Here is a 15,938-nt window from a genome sequence, read left to right as displayed (position 1 = left end):
CCGGTGCGTTTCAGCCCGACCCCCCGGGGCTGAAACGTGACGACCCCGGCCTCCTCCCCCCCCTGGCCGGGGTTGTCCTCTGTCTGGGGTCTTTTGTAGCCCGAGACCCCGCTGGTCGCGAGAGTTTGTCCACAGCCTTCGCCGCCATCCCCAATTGCCCGGGACCCCACCCGTCGGAGCGCCGCACCTGCCGCATGATCGGCCGCATGCCCGATGAACTCCTGGTTCTCGTAGACCCCGAACTCCACGACGACGTCGCACGGTGCGCCGCCGCAGCCGGATACCACGTGATCAGCGCGCCGGCGGACGATTGCCGTCGCGAATGGTTGACCGCCCGGGCCGTCGCGGCCGACCCATCCGCGATCGCCCTCCTCGCCCGGGTGCGCCCACCTCGGCGACCCGGCCTCGTACTGGTGAGTGCGGCCGAACCGGGAGCACACATCTGGCGGATGGCGATGGAGCTGGGTATCGAGGACTCATCGACGCTCCCGGCCGACGAAGGACGCCTCGTCCGGGTACTGACGGAGTGCCGGGTGCCCAGACGCCGACCCGCGGGTGTCGTGGCGCTCATCGGTGCTCACGGTGGTGCCGGGGCGTCGACCCTGGCAGCGGCGGTCGCGCTGACGTCGGCAGGTGCCCAGTCGCCCACGCTGCTGCTCGACCTCGACGACATGGGCGCCGGAGCCGACCTCCTGCTGGGCATCGAGCGCCGCCGCGGGCTGCGGTGGCAGGATCTCTCGCTCGACGGCGGGGTCGTCGGCGGTACGGCGCTCCACCAGGCGCTGCCGAGCGCGGGCGAGGGCCTGGCGGTGTTGACCTCACAACGCCTGCCGAGCGCCGGGTTGAGTGTCGAGGCGGTCACCGCGGTCATCGACGCGGGGCACACCCATGGTGATCTCGTCGTGCTCGACCTGCCCCGGTCCGACGCACCGGTGGTGCGCGCCGCGATCGCATCCTCCGACGTCGTGGTGGTGGTGACCACACCCACCGTCGGCGGATGTGCCGCGGCTCGACGCATCGTCGACCGTGTCGTCGGTGACGAGGTGGCCGTCGAGCTGGTGGTGCGCGGCCCGTCGCCCGGCGGGTTGCGTCCGCAACAGGTGGCCGATGCCATCGGACTCCCACTGCTCGCCGCCTATCGGCCGGAGCCCCGTCTCGCGGGGCGGCTGGAGGGTGGTCCGTTGCGGTTGCGACGCCGCAGTCCGCTCGGACGCGCGGCGCACACCGTGCACGCCAGGGTCTCCGAGCACCGACAGCGTGCGTCGTGACCCAGGCGCGAATCGACGGACCGGCCGACGAGGCGCTGTTGGACCGGGTGCGCTCGCGACTGGCCGCCGCCGCGGCCGACCCGAGTCCGGCCGTCATCGCCGACGCGATCCGCGCAGAGGCCGGGGGAGTGCTGGGTGACACCGACCTGCTCGCCGCCCTCCGCTTCCTGCAGACCGAGCTGACCGGGGCGGGCAAGCTCGAGCAACTCCTCGCCGAACCCGACATCGCCGACATCCTGGTCGCCGGTCCCGACGAGGTCTGGGTCGACCGCGGATCCGGACTCGAGCAGACGACGATCCGCTTCCCGGACGAGGCGTCGGTCCGCCGCCTCGCGGGTCGGCTGGCGCTGGGCGCCGGGCGGCGGCTCGACGACGCCCAGCCCTGGGTCGACGGGCAGTTGTCGAACGTCGGTCGGCGCGGATACACCGTGCGGCTGCACGCGATCATCCCGCCGCTTGCCGCGGACGGGACGTGTATCTCCTTAAGGGTCCTGCGTTCGGCGTCCAAGGATCTGCCGAGCCTCGTCGAGAGCGGCGCGATCCCGTCCGAGGTGGTGCCGATCATCGGGGACATCCTCCGGAACCGCCTGGCATTCCTGGTGATAGGCGGTACGGGGACCGGCAAGACGACCCTGCTCAACGCACTGATCGGAGCGATGGATCCGCGCGAGCGGGTCGTCTGCGTCGAAGATGCGCTCGAACTGGCCCCGCGCCATCCGCAGGTGGTGAGGTTGGTCGCGCGCGCGTCGAATGTCGAAGGCGTGGGCGAGGTGCCGGTGCGGACCCTGGTCCGTCAGGCACTTCGGATGAGACCCGACCGGATCATCGTCGGAGAGGTTCGCGGCGGTGAGGTCATCGACCTCCTCACCGCGCTGAACACCGGGCACGACGGGAGTGCCGGCACGGTCCACGCGAACTCGACGTCGGAGGTGCCGGCGCGGATGGAGGCCCTCGCCGCCCTCGGAGGCATGGCCCGCGACGCTCTCCACAGTCAGCTGGGTGCCGCACTGCAGGTGGTGCTCGGCGTGGCGCGCAACGCGGGCGGGACCCGCGGACTCGCCGAGGTCGGGGTCGTCCGGCGCGACGACGCCGGACGCGTGACGATCGTGCCGATCTGGTTGCGGAACAGCGGATTCACGGCGGAGCGCGATCACTTCGACCGGTTGGTCGCCGGGCGTGGGCCGGTGTCGGGGGACCGACGATGATGTCCACGCCGGTCGCCGTCGCGCTGGTCCTGGGAGCCGTGGGCGTCGCGCTGCCGCTGTCGGCCGCGCCGCGAGCGAGACACCGACTCCAGACGGTGTCCGGACAACCCCGCCCCGCCCGGAGATCGGTTCCGGTCGTGCTGATCCCGATGACGGTCCCGTTCGGGTCGCTCCTGATCGGCGGACTGGCGGCCGCCGTCGCTGCCGCGATCGTTGTGACCGTCGTGCTGTGGGTACGTCGGCGGCGGTCGGCCGAGAAGCGCCTCGACCGCCAGTCGGATGACTTGCTCCTGGGGCTGTCGCTGATGATCGCCGAACTGTCGGTGGGTGCGCCACCGGTCCGGGCCTGCGAGGTCGCGGTCGCCGAACTCCGTCGTCGCGAGCCCCATGACCCGGCCACCGGAGCGGAGATCGCGAACGGGTTGGAGTCGATGGCGTTCCGGGCCGCACTGGGCGGGTCGGTGATCGACCCGGTGTCCGGGGCCGGCCTGGCGGGCAGGGTCTCGGGTGAGGCGTCCTGGCGTCGTATCGGCGTGGCCTGGCAGATCGCCGAGGACCGCGGCCTGCCGATGGTCGACCTGCTCGGTGCAGTGCGTTCGGATCTTCAGGCGCGGCGTGGCTTCGCGGATCGGACGCGAGCCGGACTGTCGGGACCGCGGGCGACGGCGGCGGTCCTCGCCGGGCTGCCATTGCTCGGGATCGCCCTGGGTCAGGCGACCGGTGCGGGTCCGATCCAGGTCCTCCTCGGCGGTGGCCTGGGTGGGATCCTGCTGGTGGTCGGGTGCGCTCTGGTCGCCGCGGGGATCGGCTGGTCCGAGCGCATCACCGGCAAGGTGCTGGCACGATGATCGCCGGCGGCCTCACCGGCACTGCGTGTTCGGCGGTGCTGCTCGCGGCCGCGCTGTGGATCTGGCCCGCGCCGCGCTGGCTGCTCTATCGGGTGACCGATCCGCCGCCGCCCGATCGCACGCCGCGGTGGCTCGGTGCCGGTCCCACCGCCGACGACCCGTTCGCGGTCGCGGCGGCCTTCGATCTGTTCGCGGTGTGCCTACGCGCCGGTCTGCCGGTGGGGACCGCGGCCTCGGTGGTCGCCGAACGCGCGCCGGCGTCGATGGCGGCGCCCCTCGCTCACGTCGCCGACCTGCTGCAGCTGGGCGCCGATCCGGACGCGGCATGGTCGGCCCTGCTCGACGGACCGGACGGCGAGACGTCGGACGACCATCTCGATGCACTCGCCGCGATGGCGCGCCGGTCGGCGCGGGCCGGCTCGTCGCTGGCCGGCGGCCTCGCCGAACTCGCCGATGATGTTCGACGCCGGGCGCACGACGACGCACTTGCCGCCGCCGAACGGGCCGGTGTCGCGATCAGCGGCCCGCTCGGACTGTGCTTCCTGCCCGCGTTCATCTGTCTCGGGATCGTCCCGGTCGTCGTCGGGCTCGCCTCGTCGGTTCTGGGTTCGATCTGACGTGCTTGTCGGTGCGACGACGCAGAATGTTCTCCATGACCGACTCCGGGCACCGACACCATGCGATCGACTACATCGAACTCACCGTCACCGACTCGGCCGCGGCGCAGGCGTTCTACGCTGCTGCGTTCGGCTGGCAGTTCAACGACTACGGTCCCGCATACGCGGGGATCGCGAATCCGGGCGGCCCGGACCTGCCCGAGGTCGGGGGTCTCGCGACGAGCGAGGTCGCAGCCGTACGCGGTGGTCCGCTGGTGCTGCTCTACTCCGACGATCTCGACGCCTCAGTGGAGCGGGTGCGCGCGGCGGGTGGCGAGATCGTGAACGGCCCCTATGCTTTCCCCGGTGGTCGTAGGTTCCACTTCACCGATCCCAGCGGCAACGAACTCGGGGTGTGGTCGACCTCGTAACTGGCGATCGTCCGGGTTTGCGCCGGAACGGCATGGTCGGCCAATCCGAGGGATCCGAACGGCGACGCGCTGCGTCCAAGTACGTGCAACACCGTTCACTCGGTTCCATCGACTCCCAGGAGAGACTATGTCACGCACCATGTTCCGGACCCATGACGCCACCCAGGCCGCGGCGCCGCACGATCGAAGCGATGTGATCGGACGTCTCGGCGCGCACATGACGCGCCTGATGGCCGACGAGGAAGGCATGTCCACGGCGGAGTACGCGATCGGCACCATCGCCGCGGCGGCGTTCGGGGCGATCCTCTACACGGTGGTCACCGGTGACAACATCGTGAGTGCCCTGACGGGCATCATCGGAAAGGCGCTCAACACCTCGGTCGGTTGATGAACCGCCGAAAGTGGCTGCGACGCCTGCTCGCCGACGAATCAGGCATGGTGACGGTCGAGGCCGCGTACGCGATCGCCGCGATCGTCGTCATGGTGCTCATCGCCGTGGGTGCGGTCGCCGCGGTGACCACCCAGATCCGCTGTACCGATGCGGCACGCGAGGTGGCTCGCCTGTCCGCTGCGGGTGATGCTTCGGGGCGCGAGGTCGCGCAACGGCTGGTCGGAGACGTTGCGCACGTGTCGATCTCGGATGCGGACGATCGGGTCGTCGTGGTCGAGGTCCGATCGGGTGTGGCGATGCTGCCGGGTCTCACGGTGTCGGCCCGAGCGGTCGCGGCCAAGGAGCCGACAGGTGCGGATCAGGTGGTGTTCGCGCCGGGGGTGGGGCCATGACGCGCCGTCGTGGGCTGATCGCCGACGACGACGGTCACGCAACGGTGTTGGGCGCATTCGTGATCGCGGCGCTGGCTGCGGTTCTCGTCATGGTGATCTATGTCGGGGCAGCGGTGCTCGCCCGCCACCGCGCCCAGTCGGCGGCCGACCTGTCCGCACTGGCCGCGGCGATCGAGCATGCCGCGGGTGAGCCGAATCCATGCGCGGCGGCACGAGATCTGAGCCGCCGACAGGACTCGGGGGCCGAGCTCGTGGAGTGCCGTACCGCCGGAGACGATGTGGTGGTGACGGTTCGGGTGCCGGTGGCGCTCGGGAGTTTCGGGACGAGCGACGCCACCGCCCAGGCGCGCGCGGGACCGGTTGACTGACGTGCCGGAGGGCGGCTCTACCCGAGACCGTCGGATTCGACAGAGATCCGCTTGGGATACACCCGGATGGACTGCATGGGCGCGAACCACAGTTGGTGGAAGTGCACGTCGGTGTCGCCGCGATAGGCGAGTTCGAGCGCATCGGTCCCGGTGTTGAGCGGAATCCACGATCGGGCGGCCCGGACGAACGACGACCAGTGGATGAGTTCCCCCTCGGTGAGGAAACCGCCTGCCGCTGCCCAGGTTTCGCCGGACTGGGCATCGGTGGACGCCAGATAGACCTCACCGAGGGAGGCGGTGACCCGCGGACCGACCATCGCCGTCTGCAGATACCACTGTGCCGTGGTCACGACATCGGTGAAACCTCCGGAACGGGCCGCGCACCAGGCGTAGTGGAGGTCCAGGGCGTCGAGCGCCTCGTCTTCGGAGAAGAACACGTCGCGCTCGCCGATGGACGACGGCAACTGGTCGGTGTTCTGCGTCGGGCGGGCGAGCAGGAAGAAGGCACGAGAGGGTCGGATGACCTGACGATACGTGTGGGTCCCCCGGTCGGATGCCTCGTCATGCATGGGCCAAGTATTCCCGACGGAGAAGATCCAGGACGGCTACTGCGCCATACTTGTCGAGCGGATCGTTACCGTTGCCGCATTTGGGACTCTGCACGCAGGATGGGCAACCGCTCTCACAACCGCAGCTGGCCACGGCGTCTCGGGTGGCGTCGATCCAGGTCAGGAACGCCGAATGCCCGCGTTCGGCGAAACCGGCACCGCCCATGTACCCGTCGTAGACGAAGACCGTCGGCAGACCGGTGTCCGGGTGGAGGTCGGTCGAGAGTCCACCGATGTCCCACCTGTCGCAGGTCGCAACCAGAGGAAGGAGGCCGATGGCCGCGTGTTCCGCGGCGTGCAACGAACCGGGCAACCGGGTCTCGTCGATACCGGCGTCGGCGAGTGCCTCCGTTGTGAGGGTGTACATCACGGCGCGGGTGCTCAGGGTCTGCTCGGGCATGTCGAGCTCGACGGCGTCGAGCACCTCTCCGGTGCGCAACGTGCGCAGGTAACCGACGACCTGATGGGTGACGTCGACCTCCACGAATGCGACCGTCAGCGGGCCGAATCGCCGGCTCGCGAGCGTCGCGGTGATGCTGATGTCCGTCGTCTCCCGCGCCGACGTCGTCCAGTCCGGGTCCTCCGGATGCGCCAGCGCGAGACCGTCGTCGAGGTCGAGCTCGTCGACGAGATAGGTCTCGCCCTGGTGGATGTGGACGGCGCCGGGGTGCACCGTCGACATGGCCCGTCCGGTGTCGACGGTACCGAGCAGCTGCGACGTCGTGGTGTCGACGATCAGGACCTGCCCGCCGATGCCGCCGCGGATGTCGACGTCGGCGTGGGGTTCGGTTCCGGCGGTGACGTACCAGCCGGACTTACGTTTGCGCAGCAGGCCGTCGGCGGCCAGGCCCTGCGCCACGTCGCGGGCGTTCCAGGCGTCGATCTCGCTGTCCGACAGCGGTTTCTCCATGGCGGCGCACAGCAGGTGCGGACCGAGAATGTACGGGTTGGCGGGGTCGGTGACCGTGGCCTCGACGGGTTTGCCGAGGAGTGACTCGGGATGATGCACGAGGTAGGTGTCGAGCGGGTCGTCGCGGGCGACGAGCACGACGAGTGAGTCGCCGGACTCGCGCTGGCGTCCCGCGCGCCCGGCCTGCTGCCAGAACGAGGCGACCGTGCCGGGGTACCCGCTGACGATCACGGCGTCGAGTCCGCTGATGTCCACGCCGAGTTCGAGCGCATTGGTGGTGGCCACGCCGAGCAGTTCGCCGTCGGAGATGGCCTTCTCCAGACGTCGCCGATCGTCGGCCAGGTATCCCGCCCGGTACGCGCCGACCCGGGACTCGAGCTCGGGGGCGCTCTGTGACAACAGGTGTCGTGCGCTGAGTGCGGTCAGCTCGACGCCCCGCCGGCTCCGGGCGAAACACAGTGTACGAGCACCTTCCACCACGAAATCGGCCAGCAGTCGGGCGGATTCGGCGCCGGCCGAGCGTCGCACGGGTGCACCGTTCTCGCCGGTGACCACCGGCAGGAAATCGGGCTCCCAGAGGGCGACGGTCCGCTCCCCGCGGGGAGATGCGTCCTCGGTCACCGCGACGGCCGGTTCACCGATCAACCGGCCCAGCGCCTCGGCCGGTTCGGCGACCGTCGCACTCGCGCCGATGACGACCGGATCGGCACCGGCGGCCCGCGCGATCCGCAGCAGACGCCGCATCACCAGGGCGGTGTGGGACCCGAACACGCCTCGGTAATGGTGACATTCGTCGACGACGATGAATCGCAGATGCCGGAAGAACTGACGCCATCGGTGGTGATGGGAGAGGATGCCGATGTGCAGCATGTCGGGGTTGGTGAAGATCCAGCGCGAATGGGCGCGCGCCCACTGCCGGATCTCGGGGTCGGTGTCGCCGTCGTATGCGCACGGCTGGAGGTGCCCGAACTCCGGTCGCCCGGCGATAATCGAGGACACTGTCCGGATCTGGTCGGCCCCGAGAGCTTTTGTCGGCGCGAGGTATAACGCGGTCGCATTCTTTTCGTTCAGCAAAGAAGTGAGAATGGGAATTTGATACGACATCGATTTGCCCGATGCGGTCCCGGTGCAAATAGCCACATGATTGCCGCGGAATGCGGCATCGGCCGCGCGCGCCTGGTGAGTCCACACCTTCTCGATGCCGTTGTCGGCGTAGGCGTCGATCAGGGGTTGCGGCACCCACTCCGGCCAGGCGTCGAAAGATGGTGAGCGCGACGGGATTACCGAGAGGTGGGTGAGAGGGGAGGGGTCGGCGTCGGAACCCGCGAGGGTGCGGGCCAACAGGCCTGTCCCGAATGTGGAGTACTGCATCTTCTGGTGAGAACTCTTCGAAATAGTGTTGCAGCGACGGGTCTCCGACCTGCGTCGATGTTACCGGCTGGTGTCGTTGGTCTGAAGTTTGACGAGGTTTTGACTCACTTTGGTTCGTGTGACTATCGCTGGGGGGCCGAACATGATTGACTGGTTCCGGCCGCAGCTTTCGCGACCCACCGCCCGGTGGGCGACAAGCATGTTGCAGCCGTGGTACTGAGGTTAGTTTGGCGGATCGATGCAGATCTTCGCGGGGCTCTTTGAGGTATGGCGGTCGACCGGCCACGACACGATGACCCATCGTGTCGCGACAGTTGATATGTAAAGGATTGCAAGAATGGCACAGGGAACTGTGAAGTGGTTCAACGCGGAAAAGGGCTTCGGCTTCATCGCGCCTGATGAGGGTTCCGACGACGTGTTCGTCCACTATTCCGAGATCCAGGGATCCGGTTTCCGCACCCTCGAGGAGAACCAGCGGGTCGAGTTCGAGGTCGGTCAGGGCACCAAGGGGCCGCAGGCCACCGGCGTCCGCGCTGTCTGAGGAGACCCGCGTGTGACTGCACCACGCAGTCGGGGCAAACCACCGCTCCCGTTTCGATTCGTCGAGGCGGGAGCGGTTTGTTGTCCGGCTCCTGTTCCGCAGCGCTCCGCGCGTCGCGAACGCGCCACCTGAACCGCCCACCTATTTCCGAGACACAGCACTAGTCTCGAATCGTGGGCCAGTTGTCGTTTTTCTCCGCGGAGACCGAACAGCCCGCGTACGCCGACCTCGCGGGGCTGCTCGCGGCGCACGGACAGGCCGTCCGCTCCGAAACCGGTACGCGGGTCTCGATCGTGGTCGCCGACCGCTGGCGGGCAGAGCAGATCGTCGTCGAGATGCGTGCGGCCGGCCTCGAAGCCGAGTCGACGGTCTCCGACGAGGGCACCCCGCTGGCCCGGACCGCGCCCTGCCATGAACTCGATCCCCTGCACGCGGCCTGGTCCGCGGGAGCGGTCAAGGCGATGCCCCCCGGTTGGGTTCCGAGTTACCGGGCCCTGCGCCTGTGGGTGATCGCTTCCGGTCAATCGGATGCCGGCCGCTACCAGCTCGGACTGGATCCCCACGCTCCGGAGTCGCACGCGGCACTCGCCACGGCGCTGATGCGTGTCGGCATCGCACCCACCCTCGTCGGTACGCGCGGGCATTCCCCGGCCTTGCGGATCGCCGGCCACCGGCGCCTGTCCCGGTTGCACGAGTACGTCGGTGTGCCGCCCTGTGCCGAGGCCGTCGCCGACTGGCCTCCGGTCGACGAGCATTAGTCATCCCGCATTCGAGCCGTTGAGCTGCTACAACGGGTCGGAACGGTGTCGGATCGGTCACCTCGCCGGGTCCGAGACGGAATTCAGATGTGCAAACGGCGCTATACATAAGGTACAAACCCATCGAACACACCTGAACTGACACGCAGGAACGTTCTCCACCCAGTCAACCGAAGGACGCCCCGGTGGCAGAGACCAGCACCGCATCCCGCTCGAACAGGGGTATTCGACGCCTCGTGATCGTCGAGTCCCCGACCAAGGCCCGCAAGATCGCCGGGTACCTGGGGGCGAACTATGTGGTGGAGTCCTCCCGAGGGCACATCCGCGACCTCCCGCGCGGTGCCGCCGACGTGCCGGCCAAGTACAAGGGGCAGTCCTGGGCACGTCTCGGCGTGAACGTCGACGAGAACTTCGAGCCGCTGTACGTGGTGTCGCCCGACAAGAAGTCGACCGTCAGTGAACTGAAGTCGCTGATGAAGGACGTCGACGAGCTCTACCTCGCCACCGACGGTGACCGCGAGGGGGAGGCGATCGCCTGGCATCTCCTCGAGACCCTCAAGCCGAAGATCCCCGTCAAGCGCATGGTGTTCCACGAGATCACCGAGCCGGCCATCCGGGCGGCTGCCGAGAACCCGCGTGACCTCGACATCGACCTCGTCGACGCGCAGGAGACCCGACGCATCCTCGACCGCCTCTACGGCTACGAGGTGTCGCCGGTGCTGTGGAAGAAGGTCATGCCGAAGCTGTCGGCGGGCCGTGTGCAGTCGGTGGCGACGCGCATCATCGTCGAGCGGGAGCGCGAGCGTATGGCGTTCGTGTCGGCCGAGTACTGGGACATCTCCGCGACGATGGACGCGAGCGCGGAGAGTGCGGACAGCTCCAATCCGCAGACCTTCAAGGCGCGGCTGGTCAACGTCGACGAAGCCCGGGTCGCCACGGGACGCGACTTCGAGTCGACGGGTGTCCTGAAGAGGTCCGACGGCGTCATCGTGCTCGACGCCGACCGCGCCGAGAGTCTGGCCACCGGCCTGCGAGGTGCGGGGATGACCGTCACCTCGGTCGAAGAGAAGCCCTACACGCGCCGTCCGTACGCGCCGTTCATGACGTCGACGCTGCAGCAGGAGGCCGGCCGCAAGTTGCGGTTCACCTCCGACCGCACGATGCGGATCGCGCAGCGGTTGTACGAGAACGGCTTCATCACCTATATGCGTACCGACTCGACGAGCCTCAGCGAGTCGGCGATCAACGCCGCCCGCGCCCAGGCCCGCGAGCTCTACGGCGACAACTTCGTCCACCCGACGCCGCGTCAGTACACCCGCAAGGTCAAGAACGCCCAGGAAGCACACGAGGCGATCCGACCCGCCGGTGAGACCTTCCGTACCCCCGGCCAGGTTGCCGGACAACTCGAGGCCGACGAGTTCCGCCTGTACGAACTGATCTGGCAGCGCACGGTCGCGTCGCAGATGGCCGACGCCAAGGGCACCACGCTGAGCCTGCGTATCGCCGGTACCGCGTCGTCAGGGGAGCGCTGCACCTTCGCCGCGTCAGGTCGCACGATCACCTTCCCGGGCTTCCTGTCGGCCTACGTGGAGACGGTCGACGAGCTCAGCGGCGGCCAGGCCGACGACGCCGAGAACCGGTTGCCGCAGCTCACCGAGGGGCAGTCGCTGACGGCCACCGACCTGACCGCAGACGGTCACTCCACCAACCCGCCCGCACGGTTCACCGAGGCGTCGCTGGTGAAGGTGCTCGAGGAACTCGGGATCGGCCGACCGTCGACGTATGCGTCGATCATCGGCACCATCCAGGACCGCGGGTACGTGGTCAAGAAGGGCAACGCCCTGGTGCCGTCGTGGATCGCGTTCGCGGTCGTCGGTCTGCTGGAGGCGTACTTCCAGAGCCTCGTCGACTACGACTTCACCGCGACCCTCGAAGACGACCTCGATCAGATCGCAACGGGTAACGAGAACCGCACGAAGTGGTTGTCGGAGTTCTACTTCGGCGACGACCATTCCGGTGCCGACGGTGAAACCCGTTCCGCCCATTCGGCAATCGCGCAATACGGCGGTCTGAAGAAGCTCGTCGGCGTCAATCTCGAGGAGATCGACGCACGGCAGGTCAACTCCATCCGTCTGTTCAACGACGAAGAGGGCCGCCCGATCTATGTGCGGGTCGGCCGATACGGGCCGTATCTGGAGCGCAATGTCGCCGCGGACGGTGCGGAAGAGGATCTGCAGCGCGCCAACCTGCCCGCTGACATCACCCCGGACGAGTTGACCCTCGCGGTCGCCGAAAAGCTCTTCGCGACACCGCAAGAGGGGCGTTCGCTCGGTACGGACCCCGCCACCGGTCACGAGATCGTCGCCAAGGAAGGACGTTTCGGTCCGTACGTGACCGAGGTCCTGCCGTCGGACGACGATGACGACGACGGGGACACGCCCGCAACCATTCCCGCGGGCCCGACGCCGCGTGACGGCGGGTCGGGGGGCGGTACCGGAGGTTCAGACACCGCCGACGGCGACGTCGTCCCGCTCGACTCGCCCGGCGGGGGCACGGCCACCAAGACGAAGCCGGCGGCGAAGAAGACCGCGAAGAAGGCGGCGAAGAAGGCCGGTCCCAAGCCGCGTACGGGCTCGCTGTTCAAGACGATGGACATCTCGACGGTCACGCTCGAGGACGCGCTGAAGCTGCTGTCGCTGCCGCGCGTCGTCGGCGTCGACCCGGAGTCGGGCGACGAGATCACCGCGCAGAACGGCCGGTACGGCCCGTATCTCAAGAAGGGCTCGGACTCGCGGTCCCTCGGCACCGAGGAGCAGCTCTTCGAGATCACCCTCGACGAGGCGCTGAAGATCTACTCGGAGCCCAAGCGTCGCGGTCGTCAGGCCGCCGCGCCGCCGCTGCGTGAGCTCGGCAAGGACGACGAGGTCAGCGGCAAACCGATGGTCATCAAGGACGGTCGGTTCGGACCGTACGTGACCGACGGCGAGACCAACGCCAGCCTGCGCAAGGGCGACGAGGTCGCCTCGATCACGCCGGAGCGCGCGATGGAGTTGCTCGCCGATCGTCGGGCTCGTGGCCCGGCCAAAAAGACCACGAAGAAGGCGGCGGCGAAGAAGGCCCCCGCCAAGAAGACAGCGGCCAAGAAGACGGCGGCGAAGAAGACCGCAGCCAAGAAGACGACGGCGAAGAAGACCGCAGCCAAGAAGTCGACCGCCAAGAAGACGGCGGCCAAGAAGGCGACGCCGGACGCCGAGTAAATGCGCCCAATAAACGCTGGGGACAAGCGAAGGCGAGTCGCCTCAGGGGCAGGGGAGGGTGGTAGCTCAGTCCCGCCGGTCCGGCTCGAGGTGCGGGCGCGCGAGAAGCGTTTCGATCCCGCGGCCGCGGAGTTCGACGCCCTCGCCGATCTCCCAGTGCTCGGCTTCCTCGTGCGACGCCAGGAACACCGCGCGCGCCGAGCCGAGGACGCGGGTGGGTTCGTCCTTCGCGAGCTCGGTGAGGCGGGCCGCCTCATTGACCGGGTCGCCGATGACGGTGTACTCCAGTCGCTGCTCGGCGCCGATGTGTCCGGCGATGGCCTTGCCGGCCGACACCCCGATGCCGATGTCGGTGTCACCGAGCGTCTCGTAGAGCTCGGCCCGCAGTTCGCGCGCGGACGCGAGTGCCCGGCCGGCGAAGTCGTCGAGGTCGAGCGGCGCCCCGAAGATCGCGAGCGCGGCGTCGCCCTGGAACTTGTTGACGAACCCGCCGTGGCGACCGACCACGCCGACCACGACCCGGAAGAACTCGTTGAGCAGTTCGACGATCTCGCGGGGCGGCCGGTTCACTGCCAGGCGCGTCGAGCCGACGATGTCGACGAAGAGAACGCCGACGTAGCGTTCCTCACCACCGAGTTCGGTGCCGGTCTCGATGGCGCGCCGCGCGACGTCCTCCCCGACGTACCGACCGAACAGGTTGCGCAGTTGCTGGCGTTCGCGCAGGTCGGCGACCATGTCGTTGAACCCGGCCTGCAGCAGGCCGAGATCACTGCCGTCGTAGATCTTTACCGCGACGTTGAGGTCGCCCTCGCTGACCTTGGACTGCGCGCGCCGCAGCTGCTTGATCGGGTCGTTGATGGCGGCCACGACGCGCACGATGGCGATCACGCTGAACGCGAGCGCGGAGATGGCCATCCACAGGATCGGGCGTTCCAGGCCGGTGGAGTCGGCCTCGATGATGCCGAGCCGGTGCAGCACGATCATCCCGATGATCACCAGCATCGGGGCGACCACGCTGATCACCCAGAACGCCGTGATGCGGGTGGTGACACTGGGCGCGATGGCATTGTCGGGATTGTTGGCCATCGCCGCGACCGTGATCGGCCGCATGACCTTCTCGGCCTGCATGTAACTGAGCGCACACGTGACCATCGCGCCGATCGTGCTGGCGATCGCGACGATGAAGGCGTTCTTCGACGACACGGTCAGGTTGACGAGCGTGAACAGCGTGCCTCCCACGACCCACAGCGCGGCGTTCACCGCGGTCAGCAGCATCGGGAGGGCGAGCGCGCGGCGTCGTGCGGCCTCGTTGTCGAGTCGGGTGCGACGCCGATGCCAGATGAGCACCGGTAGTGACAGCTGGATGCTGGCGAAGCCGCCGATGACCATCGCGATCAACAGGTAGGCAGCGAAGATGACCTGGTTCAGGGCGGTGATCTCGTCGAGGCTGATCGAATCCTGGATCGGCATGCCGAAGCGCAGGAACGCGAAGGTGAACAGTGCGCCGACGAGGTTCGCCCGCAGCATGTCCAGCGCGAGAATGGGCCACGGCGTATGAATCAGCCATCGGGCCAGATGCAGGCCCTTTGACCACCGCGACCGTTGTTGAACCACGGAGACTACGGTAGCTGGCTGCTTGCAATCGTTAAACACGGTTCCGCGCCTCAGGCGTGTCCGAACTGCGGATTAGGGTGTTGCTGTGACAAATGTCTTCGATCGGCTGACCGGGCAAGAGGCCATCGCCGACGATCTGCGGGCCGCCGCACGGGCGGCGCGTGCTCTTGCGGCGAGGCTCGACGCTGGTACGTCGGACGACCTGTCCCTCGCCGACGACGAGATCCCGGCCGTCGATGCGGGGTGGTCGCGGGCGTCGATGACCCACTCGTGGCTGTTCACCGGACCACCGGGCAGCGGTCGGTCGGTGGCAGCGCAGTGCTTCGCCGCGGCTCTCCAGTGCCAGGCGCCCGACGCCGCGAACGTCGGCTGTGGTGAGTGTCGTGCGTGCGTCACGGTGATGGCGAAGACCCACGCCGACGTCCGCCACGTCGTGCCCGACGGACTGAGTCTCGCGGTGAAGGCCATGCGCGACATCGTCCAGGCCGCTGCTCGCCGGCCGGGGACGGGGCGCTGGCAGATCGTCATCGTCGAGGACGCCGACCGCCTCACCGAGCAGGCCGCGAACGCCCTGCTGAAAGTCGTCGAGGAGCCGCCGTCGCGAACGGTCTTCCTGTTGTGCGCGCCGTCGGTCGATCCCGAGGACATCTCGGTGACCCTGCGCTCGCGCTGCCGACACGTTGCGCTCGTCACGCCGACAGCCGCCGACATCGAGCGGGTCCTCGTCGAGCGCGACGGTCTCGACCCCGAGCAGGCGCGGTGGGCGGCCTCGGTGTGCGGCGGACACATCGGTCGTGCGCGCCGGCTGGCTACCGATCCGGACGCCCGCTCCCAGCGCGACAAGGCTCTGGGGTTGGCGAGGGCCGCCTCCCGGGACTCGACCGCGTACGCCGCCGCCGAGGAGCTCGTCCGGTCGGCCGATGAGGCCGCCAAGGCGATCAGTGCCGAACTCGACGCGGCCGAGACCGAGGAGATGAAGACCGCGCTCGGGGCGGGCGGCACGGGCAAGGGCACTGCGCGGATGCCGCGCGGAAGTGCCGGCGCGCTCAAGGAACTGGAGAAGCGGCAGAAGTCGAGGGCGACCCGGGTCGGACGCGACGTCCTCGACCGTGCCCTGGTCGACCTCGCCGCGCTGTTCCGCGACGCGCTCGTCGTCGGCGTCGGCGCCCAGGTCACCGCGATGCATCCGGACAAGGCCGACGACCTCGCGAATCCGCTCGCCGGCTACGCCAAGCCCGAGCAGCTGCTGCAGTGCGTCGAAGCCGTGCTCGCGTGCCGGGAGGCCCTCGACATGAACGTGAAGCCGAAGTTCGCCGTCGACGACATGGTCGCGCGGATCGGACTCGCGCTCGCGCGACCGGTCGGGGCGTAGACAGCTTC

At 68.7% G+C, this 15,938-nt stretch carries 15 protein-coding genes; 12 read left to right on the top strand and 3 right to left on the bottom strand.

Annotated elements, in window-relative coordinates; genetic code table 11:
• The first annotated feature begins 206 nt into the window (after nt 1–206).
• From ssd to Q9R39_RS16640, 8 genes are all read left to right on the top strand, one after another.
• Nucleotides 207–1,268 (top strand): septum site-determining protein Ssd, encoded by a 1,062-nt coding sequence (ssd, locus tag Q9R39_RS16675; RefSeq protein ID WP_311277808.1) that lies wholly within the window; start codon nt 207–209, stop codon nt 1,266–1,268.
• Nucleotides 1,265–2,473, top strand: coding sequence for a TadA family conjugal transfer-associated ATPase (locus Q9R39_RS16670; protein WP_211538701.1), 1,209 nt, complete (start codon nt 1,265–1,267; stop codon nt 2,471–2,473). The genes ssd and Q9R39_RS16670 overlap by 4 nt, the downstream gene beginning before the upstream one ends.
• Nucleotides 2,470–3,321: a type II secretion system protein F gene (locus Q9R39_RS16665; protein ID WP_311277807.1), complete on the top strand. Its 852-nt coding sequence runs from the start codon at nt 2,470–2,472 to the stop codon at nt 3,319–3,321. The genes Q9R39_RS16670 and Q9R39_RS16665 overlap by 4 nt, the downstream gene beginning before the upstream one ends.
• A complete protein-coding gene (locus Q9R39_RS16660) occupies nt 3,318–3,938 on the top strand; it encodes a type II secretion system F family protein (protein ID WP_211538702.1) in 621 nt (206 codons plus the stop codon). The genes Q9R39_RS16665 and Q9R39_RS16660 overlap by 4 nt, the downstream gene beginning before the upstream one ends.
• A 35-nt stretch (nt 3,939–3,973) precedes the next feature.
• A complete protein-coding gene (locus Q9R39_RS16655) occupies nt 3,974–4,348 on the top strand; it encodes a VOC family protein (RefSeq protein ID WP_065630549.1) in 375 nt (124 codons plus the stop codon).
• Between the two features lie 127 nt (nt 4,349–4,475).
• Nucleotides 4,476–4,736 (top strand): DUF4244 domain-containing protein, encoded by a 261-nt coding sequence (locus Q9R39_RS16650; RefSeq protein WP_082652892.1) that lies wholly within the window; start codon nt 4,476–4,478, stop codon nt 4,734–4,736.
• Nucleotides 4,736–5,131: a TadE family type IV pilus minor pilin gene (locus Q9R39_RS16645; protein ID WP_311277806.1), complete on the top strand. Its 396-nt coding sequence runs from the start codon at nt 4,736–4,738 to the stop codon at nt 5,129–5,131. Before Q9R39_RS16650 ends, Q9R39_RS16645 begins: the two co-directional genes overlap by 1 nt.
• A complete protein-coding gene (locus Q9R39_RS16640) occupies nt 5,128–5,499 on the top strand; it encodes an Rv3654c family TadE-like protein (RefSeq protein ID WP_065630534.1) in 372 nt (123 codons plus the stop codon). The genes Q9R39_RS16645 and Q9R39_RS16640 overlap by 4 nt, the downstream gene beginning before the upstream one ends.
• Before the next feature lie 17 nt (nt 5,500–5,516).
• On the opposite strand, the gene Q9R39_RS16635 is transcribed toward Q9R39_RS16640, so the two are convergent.
• A complete protein-coding gene (locus tag Q9R39_RS16635) occupies nt 5,517–6,068 on the bottom strand; it encodes a hypothetical protein (RefSeq protein WP_311277805.1) in 552 nt (183 codons plus the stop codon).
• The gene (locus Q9R39_RS16630) at nt 6,061–8,388 is read right to left on the bottom strand and encodes a DEAD/DEAH box helicase (protein ID WP_311277804.1); all 2,328 of its coding nucleotides are present in this window, start codon (nt 8,386–8,388) and stop codon (nt 6,061–6,063) included. Before Q9R39_RS16630 ends, Q9R39_RS16635 begins: the two co-directional genes overlap by 8 nt.
• 337 nt (nt 8,389–8,725) lie before the next feature.
• Between Q9R39_RS16630 and Q9R39_RS16625 the strand changes: the two genes are divergently transcribed.
• The 3 genes from Q9R39_RS16625 (at nt 8,726) to topA (ending at nt 12,944) form a co-directional block, all read left to right on the top strand.
• On the top strand, nt 8,726–8,929 hold the full coding sequence (locus Q9R39_RS16625) for a cold-shock protein (RefSeq protein WP_004022110.1): 204 nt from the start codon (nt 8,726–8,728) through the stop codon (nt 8,927–8,929).
• A gap of 173 nt (nt 8,930–9,102) precedes the next feature.
• On the top strand, nt 9,103–9,687 hold the full coding sequence (locus tag Q9R39_RS16620; protein WP_311277803.1) for a hypothetical protein: 585 nt from the start codon (nt 9,103–9,105) through the stop codon (nt 9,685–9,687).
• Nucleotides 9,688–9,872: 185 nt separating this feature from the next.
• Nucleotides 9,873–12,944 (top strand): type I DNA topoisomerase, encoded by a 3,072-nt coding sequence (gene topA / locus Q9R39_RS16615; RefSeq protein ID WP_311277802.1) that lies wholly within the window; start codon nt 9,873–9,875, stop codon nt 12,942–12,944.
• A 66-nt stretch (nt 12,945–13,010) separates the two neighbouring features.
• Here the strand turns inward: topA and Q9R39_RS16610 are convergent, their stop codons facing one another.
• A complete protein-coding gene (locus tag Q9R39_RS16610; protein WP_078111767.1) occupies nt 13,011–14,471 on the bottom strand; it encodes an adenylate/guanylate cyclase domain-containing protein in 1,461 nt (486 codons plus the stop codon).
• 172 nt (nt 14,472–14,643) lie between these two features.
• On the opposite strand from Q9R39_RS16610, the gene Q9R39_RS16605 reads away from it, so the two are divergent.
• Nucleotides 14,644–15,930: a DNA polymerase III subunit delta' gene (locus Q9R39_RS16605; protein WP_311277801.1), complete on the top strand. Its 1,287-nt coding sequence runs from the start codon at nt 14,644–14,646 to the stop codon at nt 15,928–15,930.
• The last annotated feature ends 8 nt before the right edge of the window (nt 15,931–15,938 follow it).

Origin of the sequence: Gordonia sp. AC31 (assembly GCF_031844505.1) — a bacterium.
Taxonomy (GTDB): Bacteria; Actinomycetota; Actinomycetes; order Mycobacteriales; family Mycobacteriaceae; genus Gordonia; species Gordonia hongkongensis.
Note: the sequence above shows the minus strand (reverse complement) of the source record. Positions and strands in the feature narration are given on the sequence as shown.

Bases quoted from the DNA above. Each gene is read 5' to 3' on its own strand.
- ssd (WP_311277808.1), top strand. From the start codon at position 207: ATGCCCGATGAACTCCTGGTTCTCGTAGACCCCGAACTCCACGACGAC.
- Q9R39_RS16665 (WP_311277807.1), top strand. From the start codon at position 2,470: ATGATGTCCACGCCGGTCGCCGTCGCGCTGGTCCTGGGAGCCGTGGGC.
- Q9R39_RS16660 (WP_211538702.1), top strand. From the start codon at position 3,318: ATGATCGCCGGCGGCCTCACCGGCACTGCGTGTTCGGCGGTGCTGCTC.
- Q9R39_RS16655 (WP_065630549.1), top strand. From the start codon at position 3,974: ATGACCGACTCCGGGCACCGACACCATGCGATCGACTACATCGAACTC.
- Q9R39_RS16650 (WP_082652892.1), top strand. From the start codon at position 4,476: ATGTCACGCACCATGTTCCGGACCCATGACGCCACCCAGGCCGCGGCG.
- Q9R39_RS16645 (WP_311277806.1), top strand. From the start codon at position 4,736: ATGAACCGCCGAAAGTGGCTGCGACGCCTGCTCGCCGACGAATCAGGC.
- Q9R39_RS16640 (WP_065630534.1), top strand. From the start codon at position 5,128: ATGACGCGCCGTCGTGGGCTGATCGCCGACGACGACGGTCACGCAACG.
- Q9R39_RS16635 (WP_311277805.1), bottom strand. From the start codon at position 6,068: ATGCATGACGAGGCATCCGACCGGGGGACCCACACGTATCGTCAGGTC.
- Q9R39_RS16630 (WP_311277804.1), bottom strand. From the start codon at position 8,388: ATGCAGTACTCCACATTCGGGACAGGCCTGTTGGCCCGCACCCTCGCG.
- Q9R39_RS16625 (WP_004022110.1), top strand. From the start codon at position 8,726: ATGGCACAGGGAACTGTGAAGTGGTTCAACGCGGAAAAGGGCTTCGGC.
- Q9R39_RS16610 (WP_078111767.1), bottom strand. From the start codon at position 14,471: ATGCTGCGGGCGAACCTCGTCGGCGCACTGTTCACCTTCGCGTTCCTG.